Annotated in this window: 25 protein-coding genes and 1 tRNA gene; 24 read left to right on the forward strand and 2 right to left on the reverse strand. The window is 44.5% G+C overall.

Annotated elements, in window-relative coordinates:
• Positions 1-9: 9 nt before the first annotated feature.
• The 7 genes from infC to ABXT60_RS04460 all read left to right on the forward strand — a co-directional run bounded on the left by infC (position 10) and on the right by ABXT60_RS04460 (position 5324).
• Positions 10-549 (forward strand): translation initiation factor IF-3, encoded by a 540-nt coding sequence (gene infC, locus ABXT60_RS04430; protein WP_046482147.1) that lies wholly within the window; start codon positions 10-12, stop codon positions 547-549.
• A 91-nt stretch (positions 550-640) separates the two neighbouring features.
• Positions 641-835, forward strand: a complete 195-nt coding sequence (gene rpmI, locus ABXT60_RS04435) for a 50S ribosomal protein L35 (RefSeq protein ID WP_046482218.1) — start codon at positions 641-643, stop codon at positions 833-835.
• 25 nt (positions 836-860) lie between these two features.
• Complete coding sequence (gene rplT, locus ABXT60_RS04440; RefSeq protein WP_046482145.1) at positions 861-1217, forward strand: 50S ribosomal protein L20; 357 nt, start codon at positions 861-863, stop codon at positions 1215-1217.
• Positions 1218-1341: 124 nt separating this feature from the next.
• Positions 1342-2337, forward strand: coding sequence for a phenylalanine--tRNA ligase subunit alpha (gene pheS, locus ABXT60_RS04445; protein ID WP_443631545.1), 996 nt, complete (start codon positions 1342-1344; stop codon positions 2335-2337).
• Between the two features lie 20 nt (positions 2338-2357).
• Complete coding sequence (pheT, locus tag ABXT60_RS04450; protein WP_443631546.1) at positions 2358-4730, forward strand: phenylalanine--tRNA ligase subunit beta; 2373 nt, start codon at positions 2358-2360, stop codon at positions 4728-4730.
• An 84-nt stretch (positions 4731-4814) separates the two neighbouring features.
• Positions 4815-5105, forward strand: a complete 291-nt coding sequence (ihfA, locus tag ABXT60_RS04455) for an integration host factor subunit alpha (protein WP_443631547.1) — start codon at positions 4815-4817, stop codon at positions 5103-5105.
• A 142-nt stretch (positions 5106-5247) separates the two neighbouring features.
• A tRNA-Pro gene (locus ABXT60_RS04460) sits at positions 5248-5324 on the forward strand.
• Between the two features lie 468 nt (positions 5325-5792).
• On the opposite strand, the gene ABXT60_RS04465 is transcribed toward ABXT60_RS04460, so the two are convergent.
• The gene (locus tag ABXT60_RS04465; protein WP_443631548.1) at positions 5793-6104 is read right to left on the reverse strand and encodes a hypothetical protein; all 312 of its coding nucleotides are present in this window, start codon (positions 6102-6104) and stop codon (positions 5793-5795) included.
• Positions 6105-6793: 689 nt separating this feature from the next.
• Here ABXT60_RS04465 and ABXT60_RS04470 point away from each other — a divergent pair.
• The 17 genes from ABXT60_RS04470 (at position 6794) to ureG (ending at position 21606) form a co-directional block, all read left to right on the forward strand.
• Entirely contained in the window at positions 6794-7432 is a 639-nt protein-coding gene (locus ABXT60_RS04470; protein ID WP_443631549.1) for a hypothetical protein, read from the forward strand.
• Positions 7433-7518: 86 nt separating this feature from the next.
• The gene (locus tag ABXT60_RS04475) at positions 7519-8382 is read left to right on the forward strand and encodes an ADP-ribosylglycohydrolase family protein (RefSeq protein WP_443631550.1); all 864 of its coding nucleotides are present in this window, start codon (positions 7519-7521) and stop codon (positions 8380-8382) included.
• 63 nt (positions 8383-8445) lie between these two features.
• Positions 8446-8940, forward strand: a complete 495-nt coding sequence (locus tag ABXT60_RS04480; protein WP_443631551.1) for an alpha/beta hydrolase — start codon at positions 8446-8448, stop codon at positions 8938-8940.
• A 116-nt stretch (positions 8941-9056) separates the two neighbouring features.
• Positions 9057-9344 carry a hypothetical protein gene (locus ABXT60_RS04485; protein WP_443631552.1) on the forward strand — a complete coding sequence of 96 codons (288 nt, stop codon included), beginning with the start codon at positions 9057-9059 and terminating at the stop codon, positions 9342-9344.
• A 498-nt stretch (positions 9345-9842) separates the two neighbouring features.
• Positions 9843-10007 carry a hypothetical protein gene (locus ABXT60_RS04490; protein ID WP_443631553.1) on the forward strand — a complete coding sequence of 55 codons (165 nt, stop codon included), beginning with the start codon at positions 9843-9845 and terminating at the stop codon, positions 10005-10007.
• A gap of 1014 nt (positions 10008-11021) precedes the next feature.
• Positions 11022-12305, forward strand: a complete 1284-nt coding sequence (gene urtA / locus ABXT60_RS04495; RefSeq protein ID WP_443631554.1) for an urea ABC transporter substrate-binding protein — start codon at positions 11022-11024, stop codon at positions 12303-12305.
• A gap of 80 nt (positions 12306-12385) precedes the next feature.
• The gene (urtB, locus tag ABXT60_RS04500) at positions 12386-14002 is read left to right on the forward strand and encodes an urea ABC transporter permease subunit UrtB (protein WP_443631555.1); all 1617 of its coding nucleotides are present in this window, start codon (positions 12386-12388) and stop codon (positions 14000-14002) included.
• Positions 14003-14008: 6 nt separating this feature from the next.
• A complete protein-coding gene (gene urtC, locus ABXT60_RS04505; RefSeq protein ID WP_443631556.1) occupies positions 14009-15085 on the forward strand; it encodes an urea ABC transporter permease subunit UrtC in 1077 nt (358 codons plus the stop codon).
• The gene (gene urtD, locus ABXT60_RS04510; RefSeq protein ID WP_443631557.1) at positions 15082-15930 is read left to right on the forward strand and encodes an urea ABC transporter ATP-binding protein UrtD; all 849 of its coding nucleotides are present in this window, start codon (positions 15082-15084) and stop codon (positions 15928-15930) included. Before urtC ends, urtD begins: the two co-directional genes overlap by 4 nt.
• A 3-nt stretch (positions 15931-15933) precedes the next feature.
• Positions 15934-16629: an urea ABC transporter ATP-binding subunit UrtE gene (gene urtE, locus ABXT60_RS04515; protein WP_443631558.1), complete on the forward strand. Its 696-nt coding sequence runs from the start codon at positions 15934-15936 to the stop codon at positions 16627-16629.
• A 9-nt stretch (positions 16630-16638) separates the two neighbouring features.
• The gene (locus ABXT60_RS04520; protein WP_443631559.1) at positions 16639-17472 is read left to right on the forward strand and encodes an urease accessory protein UreD; all 834 of its coding nucleotides are present in this window, start codon (positions 16639-16641) and stop codon (positions 17470-17472) included.
• 51 nt (positions 17473-17523) lie between these two features.
• A complete protein-coding gene (gene ureA, locus ABXT60_RS04525) occupies positions 17524-17826 on the forward strand; it encodes an urease subunit gamma (RefSeq protein WP_443628145.1) in 303 nt (100 codons plus the stop codon).
• 10 nt (positions 17827-17836) lie between these two features.
• Positions 17837-18145 (forward strand): urease subunit beta, encoded by a 309-nt coding sequence (locus ABXT60_RS04530; RefSeq protein ID WP_443631560.1) that lies wholly within the window; start codon positions 17837-17839, stop codon positions 18143-18145.
• A gap of 10 nt (positions 18146-18155) precedes the next feature.
• Complete coding sequence (gene ureC / locus ABXT60_RS04535; RefSeq protein WP_443631561.1) at positions 18156-19859, forward strand: urease subunit alpha; 1704 nt, start codon at positions 18156-18158, stop codon at positions 19857-19859.
• An 8-nt stretch (positions 19860-19867) separates the two neighbouring features.
• Complete coding sequence (ureE, locus tag ABXT60_RS04540) at positions 19868-20311, forward strand: urease accessory protein UreE (protein WP_443631562.1); 444 nt, start codon at positions 19868-19870, stop codon at positions 20309-20311.
• A gap of 15 nt (positions 20312-20326) precedes the next feature.
• On the forward strand, positions 20327-20989 hold the full coding sequence (locus ABXT60_RS04545; RefSeq protein WP_443631563.1) for an urease accessory protein UreF: 663 nt from the start codon (positions 20327-20329) through the stop codon (positions 20987-20989).
• Between the two features lie 17 nt (positions 20990-21006).
• Positions 21007-21606 (forward strand): urease accessory protein UreG, encoded by a 600-nt coding sequence (ureG, locus tag ABXT60_RS04550; protein ID WP_443629482.1) that lies wholly within the window; start codon positions 21007-21009, stop codon positions 21604-21606.
• Between the two features lie 557 nt (positions 21607-22163).
• Here ureG and rhaI read toward each other — a convergent pair.
• Positions 22164-23438 carry an L-rhamnose catabolism isomerase gene (rhaI, locus tag ABXT60_RS04555; protein ID WP_443631564.1) on the reverse strand — a complete coding sequence of 425 codons (1275 nt, stop codon included), beginning with the start codon at positions 23436-23438 and terminating at the stop codon, positions 22164-22166.
• Positions 23439-23487: the final 49 nt, after the last annotated feature.

Here is a 23487-nt window from a genome sequence, read left to right on the forward strand (position 1 = left end):
GATACCGAAATTAAACGGGAATATACTAAGGGCAAAGCAAAACGCCCAACAATTAACGAACATATTGAAGCGATAGAATGTCGCCTCATCGGTGCCGACGGCGAACAAGTCGGTATTGTTACTGTAGCTGAAGCACTAGTAATGGCAGAAGCAGCTAAGCTGGATCTAGTTCAGATTGCAGCCGATGCTGAGCCTGTGGTCTGTAAGATCATGGACTACGGCAAACAAGTGTTTGAAGTGAAAAAACAAAAAGCGGCTGCTAAAAAGAAGCAAAAGCAGACGCAAGTGAAAGAAATCAAGTTCCGTCCAGGGACTGATGTAGGAGATTATCAGGTAAAACTACGCAACCTGATCCGTTTCCTAGAGAATGGTGACAAGACGAAAGTAACCTTGCGTTACCGTGGTCGTGAGATGGCACACCAAGAATTGGGTATGGAATTACTCAAGCGTGTAGAGGTCGATTTGGCCGAATACGCTGGAGTAGAGCAATATCCGAAGATGGAAGGCCGTCAATTGACTATGGTTTTGGCACCAAAGAAAAGAAAGTAGCCGTTAAACGCTACATTCGGGAGACCACTTAAGGGTTTAGGTTCTTAAATGCGTCTTCATTAACAATCAACGAATGCGTGGAGTAAATGTAATGCCTAAGATGAAATCTTGCAGCGGCGCTGCAAAACGATTCAAGAAAACTGCTAACGGCTTTAAACACCGTCAGTCCTTCACCAGTCATATTTTGACCAAAAAGAGTACCAAGCGTAAGCGTCATTTACGTGGCACTTTGCAGATTAGTGCTGCAGATAAGCCATTAGTAAAGCGCATGTTGCCGTATATCTAATTAGTCACTGGTAAGGAGAAGTATAATGTCTCGCGTAAAACGTGGTGTCCAAGCACACCGTCGTCATAAGAAGATCCTCAAGCTGGCTAAAGGCTATTACGGTGCACGTAGTCGTGTATTTCGAGTTGCTAAGCAAGCAGTAATCAAAGCTGGCCAATATGCCTACCGCGACCGTCGTCAACGTAAGCGTCAGTTTCGTGCTCTATGGATTGCTCGTATAAACGCTGGTGCGCGTATGAACGGGTTGTCTTACAGCCGTTTGATTTCTGGTTTGAAGAAATCTTCAATCGAGATCGACCGCAAAGTATTGGCAGACCTAGCCATTCACGACAAAGCGGTATTCACAGCGATCGTAGAGAAGGCTAAAGCGGCACTCGCTTAAGCTGGTTGATCTAACACTAACCTTGGTTAGCATAGATTAAACTACCTTCGTATCCTCTAACGAGGATTAGAAACAGGGGAAGAGTGCAAACTCTTCCCCTGTCTTGTTTTAGATGGAGAATAATATGGATCACCTCAAGCAACTGGTCACCGATGGCTTAAACGCTGTGGCTCAAGCGGCAGATGAAGCAGCCCTTGACCACGTTCGGGTTCAGTACTTAGGTAAAAAGGGCGAACTGACACAACAACTCAAAAGCCTAGGCCAGCTGTCGGCACAAGAGCGCCCTGCAGCAGGTGCGAAGATCAATGAAGCCAAACAGCAAGTGCAAGACGCTATTACCGTAAAGCGCACTATGATGGCTGCTAATGCCCTTAGCAAGCAACTTGCAGTAGAAAGCATTGATGTCACACTACCCGGGCGTGGCCAAGATTTTGGAGGCCTACACCCTGTCACCATGACCATCGAACGGATTCAAAACTTCTTCGCTCAAATTGGTTTTTCTGTAGCCCAAGGCCCAGAAATTGAAGATGACTACCACAATTTTGAAGCACTCAATATTCCTGCTCATCACCCGGCGCGAGCTATGCATGACACGTTCTATTTTGGTGATGGCACCTTACTTCGTACCCACACATCAGGTGTACAAGTGAGAACTATGGAAAAGCAACAGCCGCCGATCCGCATTATTTGTCCTGGCCGCGTTTATCGGTGTGATTCCGACCAAACCCACTCGCCCATGTTCCACCAGATAGAAGGCTTGCTAGTAGATGACAATATTAGTTTTGCAGACTTAAAAGGTATTCTGCATAACTTCCTCAACGTCTTCTTCGAACGTGACCTTCAAGTGCGCTTTCGCCCCTCATACTTTCCCTTTACAGAGCCCTCCATAGAAGTAGATATCGGTTACTTAGGTGAAGATGGAGAACAAAAGTGGCTGGAAGTATTGGGTTGTGGCATGGTTCATCCTAAAGTATTCGAACACTCAGGCATCGACACTGAAAAATACACTGGTTTTGCCTTTGGTATGGGAGTAGAGCGCTTGGCTATGTTGCGTTACGGCGTTAAAGACTTACGGATGTTCTTTGAAAATGACCTACGCTTTTTGGCCCAATTTAGTTAATCTTTGATCGAGAGATAGACATGAAATTTAGTGAACAATGGCTTCGTGAATGGGTTAACCCAGCATTAAGCAGTGATGAATTGATAGCTCAAATCACTCTAGCTGGCCTAGAAGTGGATGATGTAGAGTCTGCCGCTGGCGAATTTAGTGGCGTCATCGTAGGCGAAATTATGAGTGCGCAGCAGCACCCAAATGCTGACAAACTGCGTGTGTGTCAGGTTAGTGATGGTGCTACAGAAATTCAAGTAGTGTGTGGTGCACCCAATGCCCGTGTGGGCATTAAAGTTGCGTTTGCCACAGTGGGCGCAGTATTGCCTGGCAATTTCAAAATTAAAAAAGCAAAGCTACGCCAAGAAGAATCTTTTGGTATGCTATGTTCAGCTGCAGAGCTAGAGATTAGTGACGAAAACGAGGGCATCATGGAGTTGGCAGCTGATGCACCCATAGGCACTGATGTTCGTGAGTATCTCAACCTTAATGACAAAATAATTGATGTAGACCTAACCCCCAATCGTGGTGACTGCTTAAGTATAGCTGGCCTTGCGCGGGAAGTGGGAGTGCTTAATTCACTGGATGTAACAGCCCCAGAACACCCAGAATTAGCACCTCAGGTAGACGATGTCTTTCCTGTTAAGGTGAGTGCTCCAGAGCACTGCCCACGGTTTTTAGGTCGGGTGTTAAATAACATTGATATTACTCAATCTTCGCCATTGTGGTTACAAGAAAAATTGCGCCGTTGTGACCTTCGTAGTATCGACCCCGTAGTAGATGTAACCAACTATATTTTGCTAGAAATGGGCCAGCCCATGCATGCCTATGACTTGGACAAGGTCAATGGCTCTATCATCGTGCGCATGGCAAGCCAAGGTGAAAGCCTAACTTTGCTTGACGGTCAAAAAGTTGAACTGACGAATGAGACCTTAGTGATTGCTGATAACGAGGGTGTATTGGGCATGGCGGGCATTATGGGTGGCGCCGATACAGGAGTGGGTGAAGGCACTCACAATGTATTCTTGGAAGCCGCTTTTTTCAACCCGATTAGTATTGCTGGTAAAGCCCGTAGTTATGGATTACACACGGATGCATCTCACCGCTTTGAGCGTGGCGTAGATTATGATCTACAGCGAAAAGCCATAGACCGAGCAACCATGTTGTTGCAAAGTATTGTTGGTGGTGAGGCAGGCCCTATTGTAGAGCAAGTTTCGGCAGAACACTTACCAAGCCTTAGTAAAGTGACACTGCGTAAAGCGCGCTTAGAATCGTTGTTAGCTTATAAAATTCCTCATCAAAAGGTGCTTGATATTCTTACGCGTCTTGGCCTTACCTTAGTTTCATCAGATGATCATGGTTGGACTTTCACCGCACCGTCGTGGCGTTTTGATATCGCCATAGAAGCAGACCTTGTGGAAGAGGTGGCGCGGGTCTATGGCTACAACAATTTGCCTAGTACTAATCCTGTGGCAACTATGGAAATCCCAAGTAAATCAGAAGTAGAGCGTCCTCTATCTGTTTTGCGTCGGCATATGGTGAGCTGTGGATATCAAGAAGCGATTACCTATAGCATGGTAGAACCCGGCTTGTTGGCCAAGTTTGATGATCAAAACAAGCCAGTGGAACTGCTTAACCCCATTTCTGCTGACATGGCGGTAATGCGCACAAGCTTATGGCCTGGTTTAGTAAAGGCACTGCAGCATAATCAAAACCGCCAACAATCACGTGTGCGCTTATTTGAAACGGGCCAGCGCTTTATTCCTAGTAAGCAAGGCTTGCAGCAGCAAGATGTGTTTGCAGGTTTAATCTATGGCTCACGACATCCAGAAAGCTGGCATGGCAAAGCTGAACAGGTTGATTACTTCGATGCAAAAGGTGACCTTGAATCTTTACTTGAAATTAGTGGCCAAAGGTTCTCCTTTGAAGCTGAAGAGCACTTAGCCTTGCATCCAGGACAAAGTGCTGCTGTCCAATTAGCTGACAAAACCATAGGCTACATTGGCGCAATGCATCCAGGCCTTGTTAAAGACCTAGGCCTAGACGGCCCAGTGTTTATGTTTGAGGTGGACCTAGCGTCGATTAGCATGGGAATGCTCCCTGCTTATGAGACCTTATCTAAGTTTCCAGAAATGCGCCGTGACTTAGCCATTGTATTGGATCAGAAAACCAGTGTCGCTAAAGTGACTCAGAACATTGAATCCAGTGCTGGTGAATGGCTTAAGTCGGTGCGGTTATTTGATGTTTACCAAGGCCAAGGCATTGAAAATGGACAAAAAAGTCTTGCTTTAGGCTTGACGTGGCAGCACCCAGAGCGCACTCTTACTGATGATGAAGTAAACCAATGGGTCGAACAGGTGGTTAAACACCTATCTCAACACGCTGGTGCGAGCTTAAGAGGCTAAAAAATACCCCGTTAGTTATAACTAACAGGGGGTTATTAAGCTTGGTAAGCTAAATAATTATAAATAACAGGCGAGGACCCAGCTATGGGATCACTGACCAAAGCCGATATGGCAGAACGTCTTAGTAGTGAACAAAAGCTTAGTAAACGCGATGCAAAAGACATGGTAGAAGCCTTTTTTGAAGAAGTGTCTTCCAGTCTCATAAGCAATGAACAGGTTAAATTATCTGGTTTTGGTAATTTTGACCTACGTGATAAACGCTCCAGGCCTGGACGAAACCCAAAAACAGGCGAAGAAGTGGCTATTTCAGCACGGCGAGTGGTCACTTTTAGGCCTGGTCAAAAGCTTAAAGACCGTGTTGAGGCAGAAAACTAGCCTGTGTCTTTAATTACATCAAAGACTTGATTTAATTCTATATTGTTGATGAATTCAAGGCTGCTTTGCTTCCAAAGTGGCAACGATTCTAGTAACATACCGCCTCTGTTGGGTTGCCTTAAAGCAACTACAGCAGCGGTGTCGGGGCGTGGCGCAGTTTGGTAGCGCACCTGCCTGGGGGGCAGGGGGTCGTAGGTTCAAATCCTGCCGTCCCGACCAATTATTCCATTAAAATTAGACACCTAGCGTGTCGTTTTTTTGGATGGTGTAAAATATAGTTGGTAACAAATTTCTAACGTCTAACGCTTCAAATGGTTTTTAAGCTCAATTTAGGCACTGCTATCTTCCACTGATGTCATCTTGGTTTGCTTCATAGAAGTTGCCCATTGCTTTACTTGTGAGGTCAGCCATTATTGTTGCTGATTCAGCAAACCTTCTTTTGTATCACGTACCTTCCAATGCTTTAATCTGTCGAATGCCATTGTTGGCCTCCTATTGCGTTACATTGGAACCAATTGGAGTGTCTATTAAACTGGGTGCGTATCATCAGCGTGTTATTTGGAACAAGGGAGATAGTGGAAAAGCTAACGTTTCCACAATGGGATACTTGCCAACGCCGACTTAAAATTGACCCACCTAGGCCGTTTCATTTCTGTCTCTTATGCCGTAGACAGTTTTACTTAACCACTACAATTTTTCGATCTTGCTTTTTAAGTGCGACTTATATAAATACTGTACTTTATCTGAACACATAACTGAACCACGACAAGATCTGATTTTTGCTTTCTGAAAGTCCTGGGATAATTTAAATATTGGATTAAGTGAACCTGATTTTTTGTAAATCACATACATTTCAGATGCCGCATCTATAAAGAAATTAGAATAAGAAGTCGCCCAACTTCCTGAGCCATGGTGAGCATCTAAATGTTCACCTTGATGTTTTTTACAAATATCAATTAACTCTAGCAGTCTAAGCTCATTCTCTGTGGAAACTTTCATACTGACCTCTAAATACAACTAACAGTACATTTATGAGACATATCGACACTCATAATAATTATTAGAGAGCCACTCTATTATTTTTTCTTATCAAAATATTAGCTAACAATGTGTTGAAAGTGTAGTTCATTTTTCTGGGCATGCTCTTACATTACACTTTTAGGGTTAAGAGTTTTGCTGAATTTTATCAAAAACCGATGAACTGTTAACTAAATGAACACCAAAACTTACTTTCAGTTCTAGACTGTTTTATGGTTGTTCATATACAGTTGTAAGTTAAATATTTTAAACCTCCAAGTTTATGTATGTAAAAAAAAATCTAGGGTCTACCCCCAGATCCCTTAGTATTATCTGAGCCAAACTAGGCCGTTAAGCTGTTATTCCTCATTTTTACATCAGTTAAAACTGGGGGGATGACAGCTCCACTAGGAGGCTATCCTTTGGCCCTGGTTTCTTTTTTTAGTTGTCTAGAATATTTTAAGAAATTGTAAAGCTAATGGTCCTATTACAAATTTTAACCAAAGAGCTAATCGATTTAGTGACCAGCATTGCTGAATATTGGATGAATTGGAGTGAATAGGACCATTACCTTTACAAAAATGCCTTGATTTTTGCCTAAGGCGACCATTTACTTAACAAATTTGGCACCAGCCTGTGCTAGGAATAAAAACTTAATAAGGATGTAATGTATGCTTGAGAAGCAATATGAACTGATGCAATTGATCAATATAGATGGCGATGTGCCATCCTGCAAAAAAGAAGATGTGGAAAAACAGGAAGCACTGGCGTTAGATGTTATGGAAAGCTTCCTAGGTTGTACCATACGAGTTCATGGCCAAGATTTCATATTGACTAGTTTAGAGCTTTACTATGGTGGAATAGGGGATATGGCACATGACTGGTATCGGTCATCTTATGCAGAAAAGTATCCCACAAAAAGTAGGCATTCAGCAGGAAATACTCGTGCCCAAATATCCGAAGGCCCTTTGTTTTACTTTAACGGCAATGGGCTGCGTAGGCGTTGTGACTTGGTTGTTGGGAACGCTGGGGTTGCTGTAAGCTTTTTAATCAGAAATGTGTTGGATAAAGATCTTATACCTCTAGGTACGAAAAATGGGCAACCAAATGTTGTTTTGAAACGTATGGGGCTATTATCGGATAGTAATCATGGAAAACCTGTAGAAATTATTGATACCAGAGATGCTGTTCTGAAAGGTGGGTACACAATTAACAAACGTAAAAGGTACAGTTCAGGCAAGTTTGAAGGATTTGATTATGACTGCCCGTTTGCACAAAAAGCATGGAACTTTTCACTTGAGCTTGACTAGGTGTGCAAATGGTCTCCACATATTACATATGGGTCTGAACATCTCAACAATAGATGGCGCAAAAGTAAAATGACAAGAGATAGTGTATGAATCAAGACCAAGCAATAGGTTCCATCATTGGCCTAGCCATTGGTGATGCTCTAGGTACTACGCTGGAGTTTACTCATAATCCCACAGAAGACAGAAGCCAGTGGCATACGGAAATAACAGGCGGTGGCCCATTTTCAGTGCCAGTGGGTGGGTGGACCGACGATACCAGCATGGCCTTAGCACTTGGGTACGCATACAAATCAAAGAAGGGCTTTGATGCTGAGCAGATTAGCAAAAACTTCGTGGCTTGGTGGTTGGATGGTGAGTACTCATGGGCCAATGAATGTTTTGATATTGGTAATGCTACTAGGTCTGCGTTGACTCGCCTCAATGCGCTCAAAATAGATGGCCATCAATCATTCTATCAGGGCAGTACAGCGCCTCAGTCTTCTGGCAATGGCGGTATAATGCGCCTTGCTCCTTCAGTAGTGGCGAATGCACGTAATGTAGAGCTAGCAGTGGAACAGTCTGTTTTGCAGTCACAAATCACTCACGCATCCGAAGAGTGCTGCCTATACGCGCACCTTCTCGCTAGAGTGCTATATGCAGGCGACCCATTCATAGAAGACGTTAAAAATTATGTTTTACCAGATTCAACCCCTTGGTCAGAACTCCAATCTAGCGGCTATGTCAAACATACCTTTGAATGTGCTATGTGGGCAGCACGAAATTCAGATTCATTTGAAGAGTGCCTACTGCTGGCCGTAAATCGTCGAGACGATGCGGATACTGTAGGCGCAGTGGCGGGGCAAATTGCTGGGGCTATGTATGGGTATAGTGCTATTCCAAAGAAGTGGACAAAAGTGGTGTTGTGGCGTGACCAAATGATTGAGCTAGCGACTTGTCTGTATGATTTGTGATGACCCCTACAGTGCATGAGCTACGGGCAAGTATATACATCAATAACAACGGTTCTAAATAATATGAAAATCTATTTTTCGCACGGTATGGAAAGTGGCCCTTGGGGCAGCAAGATAAAGCATTTGGCAGCGATTGCAAAAGAGGCTGGGCACACGGTTGAGAGCATTGATTATAGGGAAACCAAAGACCCCGATGTTCGTGTAAGTATGTTGTTGAAGGTACTGGAAAACGATAAAGAGCCACCCATTCTAGTGGGGTCAAGCATGGGTGGTTACGTTTCTTTAGTGGCTTCACAACAAGTGAACGTGCAATCACTCTTTCTTCTTGCCCCAGCTCTTTATATGGATGGCTATAAGGTACAAATGTATCCATCAAAAACCACCCACATTGAGGTTGTTCATGGGTGGTCTGATGACATTATACCAGTAGGTAACTCGGTGCAGTTTGCAAGGCAGGCTAATTGCACACTGCATTTGCTGAAAGGTGATCATCGGCTTAATTCCTCTATCGAAGAGGTTATGAGCCTATTTAGTAGATTTTTAACGCGAGCGCACTAATAAGCAAATAAATAAAGGTTACTCCACATATAAACACTGCATTACTCCATATCGCATAATTTAATGATTTTATTATATTTCACGTAATGCAAACCTAACTTTAGAATGGAAAGCTTATGAGTTATTTACTTTCAAAAATACAAAAGAACAAGTTTCTAGAAACCTCTGGTTATGAATATGTCGGTGAGTCGTTGAAGGGAAACTTCATGACTGAATACCCTTTCAACAATAGAGAATGGGAATACTCTCCTTGGCATTTTGATTTTAAATTTGATCAAGACAATGGGTTCTTAATATGTGAGCTTGACCATAGAATGACAAACAATAGAACTTTCGGTTGGGACCAAGATGGCAATGATCTGCCAGAAGAATTGGTAAATAGAGTATACCCTCCACATATTTAACTGCTGTCATCAGGTAGTTAATCAGGTAGCCACAGGTTTTTAACCCGAGCCCCGAGAACACTCTGCACTTAGCTTAACAATCTTAGCCACTTCATCGTCACTAACGAATGCACCATGGATACGTTCTGGAGTGGAGTTGCCTGGAAATGAGTTATGGCATTAGATGCCATTTTATTTAAGGCGCGGAGCTTTTGCTTAATAAAGCCTGTTCTTCCCTTAGCTTTTCTTTTATTACAAGGCCTATGGCTAAGCCAATTTTTGTAAACTCATTAAATGAAAAAATATCTGATTTAGCGTTGTTGCACCAATAACAGCACAATTCGCAGTTTTCCTCAGTGTATTTCGTATCTTCTTTTCTTTCGATCTCCAAACTTTGTCCTCTAGGCCTTTTTGAATCGGTCCTTTTACAGAATTCAGACAGCTCTTCAGAGGATGTTTGATACGCACCCAATTTAATAGACACTCCAATTGGTTACAATGTAACGCAATAGAGAGCGTGTGGCTTATAGTTGCAGTCAGCCCATTGTGGCGTTGTATGGTGCGGCAGGAGCGGATATTTGGATAACTGATAATCAACGCCACAAGACGGAACACAAAGTAGGTAAAGGCTTGTTTGCAGCATCGCAAGAATATTCCATCCTTCTTAGCCTATTGCAGGTATAGCATCTGTGCAAACTCGTTGAAAATTGAATGGCTTTGTTAAAACAGTTGATGATTTGTTTGTAAAGCTCACCCCACCTAGCCCCCATGCCCTTAATTTCGTACACTTTTTAGATCGTTGGTTAGTCTATAAGCAGGTATTTTAGTGAAGAAGTTTATCTAAGCTGCTGTATTTTATGGCTTTTATAGTTTTTTTGATGTTGGCTCACTCAAAGAGGGTAGCGTAGGGGGCTGTAGGTTCAAATCCTGCCGTCCCGACCAATTATTCCATTAAAACCAGACACCTAGCGTGTCTTTTTTTGGATGGTGTCAAAGGCAGTTGGTAAAAAATGTCTAACGCCTAAAGCTTTATATTGGCTTTTAAGTCCAATTCAGGTGCCGTTTTTCTCCACTCAAGGTCATCTGGATTCTGTTCATCGAAGTTCGTCATTTCTACACTGAAGTGACCCATCATTATAGTTGCTGATTCAGCAAACCTTCTCTTTGTATAACTTACTTTTCTGTGCAGTCAGTGTATGCATTAACTAAATCTCTAACCTTTTTAGGTGCTCTACTCAAAAAAGCTGGCGTTATGTATGTTCTATGGTTGCCTGAGTCCATTGCCGCCTGAGTTCTCTTATTAGGCACTGAATGAATTGGGTAAGGGGAAAATACATTATCTGCTTTCCAGCGTTAAATGACTTGCGCCATTTTTAAGTGTAAACCCCTCTTAGACGCCATTATAGTTTCTCAAATGATTAAAAAACCGGTCTAAATATCATTCTCAAATGACTATTTTACTGTGGTAATTCATAGTGCAGCGGGTGTTCTGCTGGGTTCACTTTGGTGCACTGTAACAATTTACAACCTGCTAAAACTATTAATAAAATTTTAACTATCTGAAATATATACAAAAAATAAAAACTATTATGTTTTTAGATAATTGGCATGAAGGTTGCTCTTAACTAATTAGTAAAATCATTTTGGTGCTAGTTATTTGGCCCAATCAATAACGTAATTAAACAAAAGGAAGAACTAATGCTTAGAAATAGTTTTTGGAAATATGCAGCTTTGACAGGCGCAGTGGCAATATCAAATATTGCGCTGGCTGCTGACACCATTAAAGTAGGTGTGTTGCACTCCTTGTCGGGTACCATGGCCATCAGTGAAACCACACTTAAAGACACCATGCTGATGCTGATTGATGAGCAGAATAAAAAGGGTGGTTTATTGGGCATGCAACTAGAACCTGTGGTGGTTGATCCAGCCTCTAACTGGCCACTGTATGCTGAGAAAGCGCGTGAGTTGATTGAAAAAGACGAGGTGGCCGCTATTTTTGGGTCTTGGACATCGGTATCCCGAAAGTCCGTTTTGCCAGTTATTGAAGAGTTAAACAGCGTATTCTTTTATCCTGTGCAATATGAAGGAGAAGAATCCTCCAAAAATGTATTTTATACCGGTGCAGCACCGAATCAGCAAGCTATTCCAGCGGTAGATTACTTAATAAATGACTTGGGTATAGAGCGCTGGGTGTTAGCTGGCACCGACTATGTGTATCCACGAACCACCAACAAAATATTAGAAGCGTATTTAAAAGCGAAGGGCGTAGCATCAGAAGACATCATGGTTAACTACACACCTTTTGGTCATTCTGATTGGCAGTCTATCGTTTCTGATATTTCTAAGTTTGGATCAAAAGGTAAGAAGACGGGTGTCGTTTCCACTATCAATGGCGATGCTAATGTGCCTTTCTATAAAGAGTTAGGAGCACAAGGGATCAGCTCTGCAGACATTCCTGTAATTGCATTCTCGGTCGGTGAAGAAGAACTTTCTGGTATCGATACGGCTCCACTGGTCGGTCACCTAGCCGCTTGGAACTACTTTATGAGCGTTGATAGTGAAGCTAATGAATCATTTATTGAAAGCTGGCATGCCTTTATTAAGGATGAGGACCGCGTCACTAATGATCCGATGGAAGCGCACTATATTGGTTTTAACATGTGGGTTAAAGCCGTTGAAAAGGCTGGAACTACAGATTCGCAAGCCGTACAAGATGCAATCATTGGCGTTTCTGTGCCTAACTTGACTGGGGGCTTATCGGCCATGATGCCTAACCATCACATTTCCAAGCCAGTGTTAATCGGTGAGATTCAAGATGATGGTCAATTCGAAGTTGTCTCTTCAACCAGTGGTTTAGTGGTTGGTGATGCTTGGTCAGACTATTTAGAGGGTTCTAAAGACCTAATTTCAGACTGGCGTTCCCCTTTGTCTTGTGGAGCCTACAACGTTAAAACAGCCAAGTGTTCTGGCCAAAACTACTAATCATCAGACTATTTAAATCCTGATTTTCAAGTGACATAGAGAGCGTACATGGCTCTCTATTTTTATGTAAGGATAAAAGTATGATCAATCAGTGGCTTGTGAATTGCCTTTCGTGGGGGATGGGTTGCTTGCTGTTAGTTTTAGCCAACCTAAGCCAAGCTGGAACTTTTGAAATAGTTGAGTATGAACAGGCTTTAATTAAAGCCAAGTTCGATCAAAAAGCCCAGATTATGGCGTCTTGGTACGAGGCAGATCAGGCCCAAGCTGTGCATTTAATGCAATTAATGTTGGACAGTCAGTTGTACTATCTTAAGCAAGATAAACGTTTATATCAGGTGGAAGATGCCAGCAGTGGAGCCATTGCTCAGCGTATTCATGATGGGGGTTTAATCACCCTCAAAAAAAAGCGAGACGTTAAGCGAGTCTCTATTAATAATCGGCTGCGCAGCGTTTTTCGCCAACGCGTGACTGAGACGCAGTTATCAGCGGCAAAGCCTCAGGATCGACTAGCCGCAGCAGAATCGATCATTGGCGATACCACCCCTGAACTGATGGCGACCATCGCCCGGTTACGGCTAGGAGAAACAGATGCCTCGGTGTTGGCAGCATTTGATTTAGTGCTCGCTGTAGCAACCTTGCATTCCAGTAATGAGGATCAGCAAAGGCAGTCAATCAGGCTTCTAGGGGAAAGTTTGCACCCCGCCAGCCTTAATGCACTCAATGGTTTTTTGTTGACTTATCCCCAATCACCTTTAATACCAATGGTCGGCAAATATGTTGAGCAAATCAACGGAAAAGTAGATTTTTATGGCAGTCTTGAAACCATTTACTTTGGACTGAGCCTAGGCTCGGTGCTGGTGTTAGCGGGTATTGGCTTAGCGATTACTTTTGGTGTGATGGGCGTCATTAACATGGCTCACGGGGAGCTAATTATGATTGGCGCCTACACGACTTATCTGATCCAACAGTTGATGCCTAACCACATTGGTTTATCTTTATTAGTGGCTGTGCCGGCTGCATTTTTGGTGTCAGGTGCTGTGGGTATACTCATCGAGCGTGGTGTAATCCGCTTTTTATACGGCCGACCGCTGGAAACATTGTTAGCAACATTTGGTATTTCACTGATTTTACAGCAGGCCGTGCGCAGTATTTTCTCACCACTTAATCGCAGTGTGGAAACGCCTCTTTGGATGACTGGAGTCATTGACATTAATCCACTCCTGTCGTTAACCCAAAGTCGGATGTACATTATCGTATTTTGTCTCACTATATTTTTACTTCTGTTGGCTGTGATGAAACGCACGCGACTTGGCTTGCAAGTGAGAGCAGTCTCACAAAACCGTGATATGGCTAAGTCTATGGGGGTCAGGTCTGAATGGATAGATGCGCTCACATTTGGTTTAGGCTCTGGGGTTGCTGGGGTTGCTGGCGTGGCCTTATCCCAGTTAACCAACGTGGGTCCGAATATGGGCCAAGCTTATATCATTGACTCCTTTATGGTGGTGGTGTTTGGCGGGGTAGGAAATCTTTGGGGCACCCTTGTGGCCGGTTTAAGTTTGGGCGTGGCTAATAAAATTCTTGAGCCCTGGGCTGGAGCGGTATTGTCCAAGGTGTTGGTGTTGATTTTTATTATCTTATTTATACAAAAACGACCTCGTGGCTTGTTTCCGCAACGGGGACGCGATGCCAAAGGATAAATAAAAATGATGCGTTTATTAAATAATGATGTGGGTGGCCGTTGGTTAATTGGCAGTTTGCTGCTGGCAATTGTTTTGATACCAGTGCTTAATTCTCTTCCTGCCAGTTCAAGCCTGTATTTCCCCACCTATTCTGTCACCCTGTTAGGCAAATACCTGACTTTGGCTTTGCTGGCTTTATCGGTTGATCTAGTGTGGGGCTATTTGGGTATTCTCACTTTAGGGCATGCCGCATTCTTTGCTTTGGGTGCCTACGCCATGGGCATGTATTTGATGCGCCAGATTGGTGACCGAGGAGTTTATGCCAATGCCGAATTGTCTGATTTTATGGTGTTTTTAGATTGGCAGGAATTACCCTGGTTTTGGCAGGGATTTGATCAGTTTTGGGTGGCGATTTTGATGGTCATGCTGGTGCCAGCGGTGTTGGCTTTTGGGTTTGGGTATTTGGCCTTTCGCTCTCGTGTTTCGGGTGTTTATTTGTCGATCATTACCCAGGCAATGACCTATGCCCTTATGCTGGCCTTCTACCGCAATGAAATGGGGCTAGGTGGTAATAATGGCTTAACTGACTTCAAAGATATCTTAGGCTATAGCCTGCAAAGCGATCACACAAAGATGGCATTATTTATTGCCAGTGCTGTGGCTTTAATTATAGGATATCTATTGTGTCGTTTTATTACCACAAGTCGGGCGGGTAAGGTGGTTGTGGCTATAAGAGATGCGGAAGAACGAACTCGGTTTATGGGTTATCGAGTAGAAAATATAAAGCTGTGGGTGTTTGTCTTTTCGGCCATGCTAGCAGGGGTGGCTGGCGCCTTGTATGTGCCACAGGTGGGTATTATTAATCCCAATGAGTTCTCCCCACTTAACTCAATAGAAGTCTTAGTATGGGTGGCTGTAGGGGGGCGTGCAACGCTTTATGGTGCGGCCATGGGGGCCATCCTGATTAATTATGCCAAGTCTTATTTAACAGTTGAATTGCCTGAGGTCTGGTTATTTGTGTTGGGGGGCTTGTTCGTATTTGTAACCTTAGTGTTGCCTCAAGGCGTGGCTGGATTACTGAAACGCAAGGGGACCGAATGAACAAATTACATCGTAGCACTGACCTTAAGCCCCATGCAATGACTGCCAAAGGGTTGGATTTTTTAGCGCCCGAAAAAAACCATACTGTAAATGTTGATCATTCGATATTGCTCTATGTGGAATCTTTGTCAGTGGCATTTGAAGGTTTTCAAGCCATCAACGACCTCAACTTATACATTACAGATGGTGAGTTGAGGTGCATTATTGGCCCTAATGGGGCTGGTAAAACAACCATGATGGATATTATAACGGGCAAAACAGCACCTGATTCTGGGATTGTGTATTTTGGTCAAACCATTGATTTATTAGAGCTGGATGAGCCCGCTATAGCTCAAGCAGGGGTGGGTCGAAAATTCCAAAAGCCCACAGTATTCGAACACTTGAGTGTCTGGCACAATCTTGAGTTAGCTATGGCCCAAAAGCGCAATTTTTGGAGTTTATTGCACGCGAAAATGACCTCAGAGCAACGCGCTAACATTGATGAGGTATTAGGGCTGATTGGTCTAAAAGATCAGGTGAGAAAACTAGCAGGCACACTTTCTCATGGCCAAAAGCAATGGCTTGAAATTGGCGCTTTACTCATGCAACGGCCACGTTTGTTGCTGGTGGATGAACCCGTTGCGGGTATGACCCACCAAGAAATGGATAAAACGGCCGAATTGTTGCGCTCTCTTGCAGGCAAACACTCTGTCATTGTGGTGGAACATGATATGGAATTTGTGCGCAATCTTTCTGATGGCGGTAAAACGGTAAGTGTCCTTCATCAAGGCTCTATTCTAGCGGAAGGGACAATGACTCAAGTGCAGAATGATGACCGTGTGAAACAAGTGTATTTAGGAGAATAGCCAGTGCTGAGGGTAGAGCAAATTAATCAATTTTATGGCCAAAGTCATATCCTGTGGAACTTAGATCTCCACGTTGAGCCAGGGCAATGCACGGTGCTTATGGGGCGCAATGGGGTGGGGAAAACCACCTTGCTGAAATGCATCATGGGTCAGTTGGGCCTGAGTTCAGGCACTATTATCTTTCAAGGTGAAGACATTACTCTATTGAATACTGAGTCACGCCCCAGAATGGGCATTGGTTATGTACCTCAAGGTCGTCAGATATTTCCTTTGTTAACCGTAGAAGAGAATTTGCAAATTGGGTTGCCAGTCTTACCACGTGGGGAGCGCAAGATAGCTGAGTATATTTTTGATTTATTTCCTGTGCTTAAGGATATGTTGGGTCGCCGTGGGGGGGATTTGAGTGGCGGTCAGCAGCAGCAATTAGCCATTGCTAGGGCGTTGGTAGTGCGGCCTAAATTACTAATACTGGATGAACCCACAGAAGGCATTCAGCCTAATATTGTGCAGGAAATAGGTGACATTATTGTGAAGTTGAATCAACAGTTGGGTCTAACCGTGTTGTTAGTTGAGCAGAAATTACCCTTTGCTAGAAGGGTGGGTCATCAGTTTTGTATCCTTGACCGTGGCTGTGCTATTGCCCAGGGTAGTATCAAAGATTTAGATGATCGTCTCATTAAACAATATCTAACAGTATAGGCACAATCTATGGAAGGGGTGGCTAAAAATACCAATTGGCAAGCTGACTTGGCTTTAGACTTTGCACCTAGGGCTGGAAAGACCCGCCTGATTGCCTCCCAACGGCGGGGCCCATTGACCGTGCAGAGGGCTTTTTTCCCTGAAGGAAATGTTAATCATACTTACTTACTCCACCCGCCTGGTGGCGTGGTTGGGGGCGATGAATTGAATATCGACATTAAGGTGCAGGTGGGGGGTCAGGTGCTTGTGACAACACCAGGCGCCACCAAGTTTTATCGTTCAGCAGGGCCGCAAGCTCTGGTAAAGCAAAGCTTACACATTGCTGATGGTGCAACATTGGAATGGATGCCGTTAGAAAGCATTTTCTTCCCGGCTACCAATGTAGCCATTAAAACAGAAGTCCACTTGGCTGCTGATGCTAAGTTTATTGGTTGGGAAATGAATTGTTTGGGTAGACCGGCCAATGGTGAAGGCTTTGCCATGGGCACTATTAATAGTGATTTTGCGTGTTATCGCGATGGCAAGATCGTGTTGTTGGATCGTTTTGCGACGCAGGGAGAATCAATGATGGGTTCGCCTGTGGGCATGCGAGGGTTTAGCGCGCAATCGATGTTGGTGGCAACCGTGTCTGATGAATCATTAATTCGACACGTGCAAACCATGCTTGCTGGTTATGCACCAAAAATCTGGGCGGGAGCCAGCTGTGTTGATGGTTTGTTAGTGGTGCGTGTATTGGCACACCAGAGTCAGGATATGCTGTTACTGCTTGTTGCGGTATGGCGCTTGCTGCGGCCAGTAATCATGGAACGCCAAGCCGAGCCACCCCGTATTTGGGCAACTTAAAATACAGAGTTTATAGATTAGCGCTTTTTTAGGCATTATAGGAGTGAATTTATGGAATTAACACCGCGCGAAAAAGACAAATTAATGCTATTTACGGCAGGTTTGTTGGCTGAGCGACGCAAAAATCGGGGTCTAAAGCTTAACTATCCAGAATCTGTGGCTTACATTAGTGCTGCACTTCTTGAAGGTGCTCGCGATGGTCGCAGTGTGGCAGAGTTAATGGATTATGGCAGTACCCTGCTGACCCGAGACGATGTAATGGATGGCATTCCTGAAATGATTCAGGATGTTCAAGTTGAGGCCACCTTTGTCGATGGCACCAAACTAGTCACAGTTCACGAGCCAATTGTTTAAGGAAAAGCAGATGATACCAGGTGAATATCGCGTTGCTAAGGGCAGTATTGTATTAAATGCTGGTCGAGAAACGATAGAGGTTGAGGTAGCCAACAAAGGCGATCGCCCAGTGCAAATTGGCTCTCATTATCATTTCTTTGAAGTTAATGAAGAACTCGATTTTGATCGCCAAGCCAGTCGTGGCTTTCGGTTAAATATTCCAGCGGGCACTGCCGTACGCTTTGAGCCAGGGCAAACGAGGCGTGTTGAATTAGTGGCTTTAGCAGGTAAGCGTCAGGTGTACGGTTTTCAGGGTAAAGTGATGGGTGCATTAGATTGAGGAATGAAAGATGGTAGCAATATCACGCAGTGCTTACGCAGAGATGTTTGGCCCAACCACAGGCGACAAAGTGCGTTTAGCAGACACAGAATTGTGGCTTCAGGTGGAAGACGACTTGACGCATTATGGGGAAGAGGTAAAGTTTGGTGGCGGTAAGGTTATTCGTGATGGCATGGGACAGAGCCAGGCCTGCAGCGCTCATGTGCCAGACTTAGTCATTACTAATGCCTTGGTCATCGATCATTGGGGCATCATCAAGGCTGATATCGCGATCAAAGATGGGCGTATTCAGGCCATAGGTAAAGCGGGTAACCCAGACATTCAACCTGGAGTGAGTATTGAGATTGGACCAGGTACAGAAGTGGTGGCAGGGGAGGGGCAATTGGTAACAGCGGGTGGTGTTGATGCCCATATCCATTTTATCTGTCCACAACAAGTAGAAGAAGCGCTATGCTCTGGTGTCACTACCATGCTGGGGGGTGGCACTGGGCCGGCAACGGGCACTAAGGCCACCACATGCACGCCGGGGCCTTGGAATATTGCTCGTATGCTGGAAGCTGCTGATGTGCTGCCGATGAATCTTGGGTTTCTTGGCAAGGGCAATGCGAGCCTTCCAGAGCCTCTGCGGGAGCAGGTTGAAGCGGGCGCCATGGGGTTAAAATTACATGAGGATTGGGGTTCCACACCTGCGGCTATTGATAACTGCTTATCAGTGGCTGAGGAATATGATGTGCAGGTGGCGATTCATACGGACACACTGAACGAAGGTGGCTTTGTGGAATCCACTTTGGCGGCTATTGGTGATCGGGTGATTCATACCTATCACACCGAAGGCGCTGGTGGTGGCCATGCGCCTGATATTATTAAAGCTGCCGGGCTAGTTAATGTTCTACCGTCGTCTACTAATCCAACTCGTCCGTATACGGTCAATACTGTGGATGAGCATTTGGATATGCTCATGGTATGTCATCACTTGGACCCTAGTATTCCTGAAGATGTGGCGTTTGCCGAATCGCGCATTCGCCGTGAGACGATTGCCGCAGAAGATATCTTGCACGATTTGGGGGCTTTTTCTATGATCTCCTCCGATTCTCAAGCCATGGGCCGGGTCGGTGAGGTGATTACTCGCACCTGGCAAACAGCCCACAAGATGAAGGTGCAAAGAGGCCCATTAGCAGAAGATTCTGTCGAAAATGATAACTACCGGATTAAACGGTACATTGCTAAATACACCATTAATCCTGCGCTGACCCACGGCATTGCCCACGAAGTGGGGTCTATTGAAGTAGGAAAGCTGGCAGATTTAGTGCTATGGAAACCCGCTTTCTTTGGTACCAAGCCCAGCTTAATTATTAAGGGCGGCATGATTGCGATGGCGCCAATGGGAGATCCTAACGCCTCAATCCCTACGCCGCAGCCAGTGCACTACCGTCCCATGTTTGGTAGTTTGGGAGCCGCATCACAAAGCACGAGCATGATCTTTTTGCCCACCGTGGCAGCTGAAAACGGGTTGGCGAAAACATTGGGGTTGCGCTCGTTAATTGGTTATGTAAAAGGCTGTCGTGATTTGACCAAAGCCAATATGATTCACAACGATTGGTTGCCCAACATTGACGTGGACCCACAGACCTATGTGGTGGAGGCTGATGGAGTTCCATTAACTTGCGAACCCGCTAGCGAACTGCCTATGGCGCAACGTTATTTTTTATTCTGAGGCCAGTTATGATTAAATTTATTAAAAAGGTGGCAGGTGAATCAATACCCAATCTTCAACTTAGCCTCAGTATTGAGCAGCGGATAAAAAGCCGTTTACGAGTGACTTTAAATAATGGCCAAGAAGCGGGGCTAGACCTACCCAGAGGCATTACATTAAGGCATGGGGACATACTTTCTAGTGAACATGGCGACCACGTGAGAATTGTGGCTGCCGTAGAAACCTTGTCTGTGGTGCGTACTGATGATGACCTGTTGCGGGCTCGTATTTGTTATCACTTAGGCAACCGCCATACCCCCATCGAAATCAAACACCATTTTGTCAGTTACCAGCATGATCACGTACTGGACAAAATGGTTATGGGTTTAGGGGGCAAGGTGAACCTTGAAGAGCTGACATTTGAACCAGAAACGGGGGCCTACGGAGGTCATAGTAATGATCATGAAGGCTAAGGAGTTTCTATAGTGGTGCCAACATTTAGATTGTTCCAGCTCATTAGCCCGTCACTGCCCGTGGGGGCCTTTGCCTACTCTCAAGGGCTGGAGTGGGCCGTAGAATCGGGCTGGATTAATGATCAGGCAAGCTTTGATGGCTGGTTGAGATCTCAGCTCATTGAGTGCCTAACCCAGCTTGAATTACCAATGCTAAATGCTGCATGTGTAGCCACAGAGAGGCAGGATTGGCAGCGGTTGCAGGACATTAGTCGAACTCTGATCGCCTGGAGAGAGACCAAAGAATTGAGGCAAGAAGAACAATTACGAGGCGAGGCACTAATGCGATTGTTACCTAATTTAGGGATTATTGTGCCTGATATCATTCGCTCAGCAGCCCACCGAAGCCAGGTGGTGGGATTAGCGATAGCGGGGGCCCAGTGGCATATTCAAACTGAGGATTTATGCCGCGGTTATGTCTGGAGTTGGTTAGAAAATGCCGTCATAACAGGGGTGAAATTAATCCCTTTAGGGCAGACACAAGGCCAACAAATATTGCACGGCATGTCCGCTGCACTTGAACAAGCAGTTCAATCAGCTGCAGCAATCGCCTATGAAGACGCTGGCAGCAGCGCTCCAGCATTAGCAATTGCTAGTAGTAATCATGAAATTCAATATACACGTTTATTTAGGAGTTAACTGTGAATGAATATAAAATGCCCCTACGAATAGGGGTTGGTGGGCCAGTAGGTTCTGGCAAGACGGCATTGCTTGAAGCCGTCTGTAAAGCCATGAGAGATGACTATAACCTAGCAGTGGTCACCAATGATATTTATACCCAAGAGGATGCAAAAATTTTAACTCGGGCTGAGGCTCTAAGTGAAGATCGCATTATTGGGGTGGAAACAGGGGGATGCCCGCATACAGCCATTCGAGAGGATGCGTCTATGAATTTGGCTGCCATTGATACCCTTGCCCGGCGCCACAAAAATTTAGACATTGTATTTGTGGAAAGTGGAGGCGACAATTTAAGTGCCACTTTTAGTCCGGAGTTAGCAGACCTTACCATTTTTGTTATCGACGTAGGCGAAGGAGAAAAAATTCCTCGCAAAGGTGGCCCAGGCATTACTAAATCTGATTTACTGGTCATCAATAAAACCGACCTAGCCCCTTATGTTGGAGCTGACTTAGGCATCATGGAAGCTGATACCAATCGCATGCGCCCCGAAAAGCCATGGGTTTTCACTAACTTGAAAACCCTAAACGGTTTGGGCGATATTATTGAATTCATTCGTCATTATGGGATGTTAACTTGACCTAGGCCGCAGCCTACAAAAGCACTAGCACCAATAGAAAGCCAAGAATAATGGCTAGCCAGGTTGCTAGTGCGCCTCTTTGGGCTCTGTGAATAAGGTGTGGGCTTAATACATTAACGGCTTTGCACTGTTATATAACTTGCGCCGATTCTTTTGTGATCTTAATTTTAATATAAGCACTATCATGTTTAATGCTTTTATTTTGGATCACGTTTATGTGCGCTGATTAATGAAACATTTCTTTTACTGGCGTTTAATTTTCTTAAAACTATATATCTTTATTTACATAGTTTGTATTTCATTCATTTTTCAGTGCTTTTTATTCATCGATGAACCGGCATGGCTTATGTTTCAAAAAATTTGATAAACAAACCACTGCTGTCGCACTCTCAATTAGACTATTAGTCATATAGTCATATAGTCATATAGTCATATAGTCATATGAGTATTTGTTTAGTTTACAATTGCTCAGTTTAAAGTGAAACCACATAGGCAGGCTAAGCGGATAATATAACGATAAAGAATGCGGCACAGGTAAATATCTGTTGATCTTGGGGTCAAATGATTCCGCCACCTGCGCCAGAGACTGCCGGACGATTAAGCGACACTTTTTCACGATACCCAGATGCACGGTAAGCAGATACAGGATCGATGGCGCCATTCTTTTCAAACCTGGCCATTGCTAGGATGGGTTCAACGTCGGTGCGGAAAGCTTCCTTTAGGGTTGATGTTGCCATTAGGGCGTCATTGGTGTCTTGAAATCCTTCTAAGGCAACTCGGTCAACTAAAAGGGCTTGAGCGTAGGCCCGCTGTACTTCCATGGCAGACACCATGAGGCTTTCAATTGGATCGGTGACATTATGGCTTTGATCAAGCATGTGCATAGGGTCAAAACCAGGTACATTTTCAGCATCAACTAACTCATTAAAAACTAGGAAAAGGCGGTAGGGGTCAATGGATCCGGTGTCTAAATCATCATCCCCGTATTTACTGTCGTTAAAATGGAAGCCCCCTAATTTGCCAAACTGAATGAGTCTTGCAACGATCATTTCGATGTTTACGTTAGGTGCGTGGTGGCCTAAATCGACCAGACAATAGGCACGATCGCCTAATTCTTTTGCAATCATGTAATTGGTGCCCCAATCCTGAACCACAGTAGAATAAAAGGCTGGCTCATACATTTTGTGTTCGGTAAATAATCTCCAATCCTCAGGCAGGCCAGCATAAACTGCTTTGGTGCTGTCTAAATAGCGCTCAAATTGGCGGGTAAAGTTAGTTTGACCTGGGAAGTTTGAGCCGTCACCCACCCAAATTGTCAGGGCTTTTGAACCAATTGCCTGTCCAAGTTCGATACATTCCAAGTTATGATCGATGGCTTGTTGACGGGTGGCAGCATTACTGTGTGACAATGAGCCAAATTTATAGCTATGCACTTGGCCTTTTTGATCTTGGAAACAGTTCGAATTCATTGCGTCAAAGGTTAGCTTGTTCTCTTGTGCCTTTGCCAATAGATCTGAAGCTTTGGCTTTGTCCCAGGGGATATGCAAGGAAACAGAGGGTGTGGCTTGGGTTAAACTTTGAATCACACCACAGTCATCTAATTTGTCAAAAATATGGCGGGGTTCACCAAGGCCAGGAAAGCGTGCAAAGCGTGTGCCGCCTGTACCTACGCCCCAACTTGGAACTGCCACCTGGTATTTTGAAACCTTGGCTTTTATTTTGTCTATGTTGATGCTTCGGCGGTCAAGATGCTCTCCAAGAGCTTGATAGTTTGAGCGCATTTCCTGTTCGATAGACTCGTTAGATTGTTCGATACTCGTTTGCTTTATCATGAACTTGCTCCCAGATAAGTTTGCTATGGGGCGACAATTGGCAACCCTG

Source organism: Candidatus Njordibacter sp. Uisw_056 (genome assembly GCF_047730085.1).
Taxonomy (GTDB): Bacteria; Pseudomonadota; Gammaproteobacteria; order Pseudomonadales; family Balneatricaceae; genus Njordibacter.

Excerpts from the sequence above, each read along its gene's own strand:
- ABXT60_RS04480 (WP_443631551.1), top strand. The coding sequence starts at position 8,446 with ATGAAAATCTATTTTTCGCACGGTATGGAAAGTGGCCCTTGGGGCAGC.
- ABXT60_RS04485 (WP_443631552.1), top strand. The coding sequence starts at position 9,057 with ATGAGTTATTTACTTTCAAAAATACAAAAGAACAAGTTTCTAGAAACC.
- urtB (WP_443631555.1), top strand. The coding sequence starts at position 12,386 with ATGATCAATCAGTGGCTTGTGAATTGCCTTTCGTGGGGGATGGGTTGC.
- ureG (WP_443629482.1), top strand. The coding sequence starts at position 21,007 with ATGCCCCTACGAATAGGGGTTGGTGGGCCAGTAGGTTCTGGCAAGACG.
- ABXT60_RS04470 (WP_443631549.1), top strand. The coding sequence starts at position 6,794 with ATGCTTGAGAAGCAATATGAACTGATGCAATTGATCAATATAGATGGC.
- rpmI (WP_046482218.1), top strand. The coding sequence starts at position 641 with ATGCCTAAGATGAAATCTTGCAGCGGCGCTGCAAAACGATTCAAGAAA.
- rplT (WP_046482145.1), top strand. The coding sequence starts at position 861 with ATGTCTCGCGTAAAACGTGGTGTCCAAGCACACCGTCGTCATAAGAAG.
- ABXT60_RS04475 (WP_443631550.1), top strand. The coding sequence starts at position 7,519 with ATGAATCAAGACCAAGCAATAGGTTCCATCATTGGCCTAGCCATTGGT.
- ihfA (WP_443631547.1), top strand. The coding sequence starts at position 4,815 with ATGGGATCACTGACCAAAGCCGATATGGCAGAACGTCTTAGTAGTGAA.
- ABXT60_RS04465 (WP_443631548.1), bottom strand. The coding sequence starts at position 6,104 with ATGAAAGTTTCCACAGAGAATGAGCTTAGACTGCTAGAGTTAATTGAT.
- rhaI (WP_443631564.1), bottom strand. The coding sequence starts at position 23,438 with ATGATAAAGCAAACGAGTATCGAACAATCTAACGAGTCTATCGAACAG.
- urtC (WP_443631556.1), top strand. The coding sequence starts at position 14,009 with ATGATGCGTTTATTAAATAATGATGTGGGTGGCCGTTGGTTAATTGGC.
- urtA (WP_443631554.1), top strand. The coding sequence starts at position 11,022 with ATGCTTAGAAATAGTTTTTGGAAATATGCAGCTTTGACAGGCGCAGTG.
- ABXT60_RS04530 (WP_443631560.1), top strand. The coding sequence starts at position 17,837 with ATGATACCAGGTGAATATCGCGTTGCTAAGGGCAGTATTGTATTAAAT.
- pheT (WP_443631546.1), top strand. The coding sequence starts at position 2,358 with ATGAAATTTAGTGAACAATGGCTTCGTGAATGGGTTAACCCAGCATTA.
- urtD (WP_443631557.1), top strand. The coding sequence starts at position 15,082 with ATGAACAAATTACATCGTAGCACTGACCTTAAGCCCCATGCAATGACT.
- ureE (WP_443631562.1), top strand. The coding sequence starts at position 19,868 with ATGATTAAATTTATTAAAAAGGTGGCAGGTGAATCAATACCCAATCTT.
- ureC (WP_443631561.1), top strand. The coding sequence starts at position 18,156 with ATGGTAGCAATATCACGCAGTGCTTACGCAGAGATGTTTGGCCCAACC.
- ABXT60_RS04520 (WP_443631559.1), top strand. The coding sequence starts at position 16,639 with ATGGAAGGGGTGGCTAAAAATACCAATTGGCAAGCTGACTTGGCTTTA.
- pheS (WP_443631545.1), top strand. The coding sequence starts at position 1,342 with ATGGATCACCTCAAGCAACTGGTCACCGATGGCTTAAACGCTGTGGCT.
- ureA (WP_443628145.1), top strand. The coding sequence starts at position 17,524 with ATGGAATTAACACCGCGCGAAAAAGACAAATTAATGCTATTTACGGCA.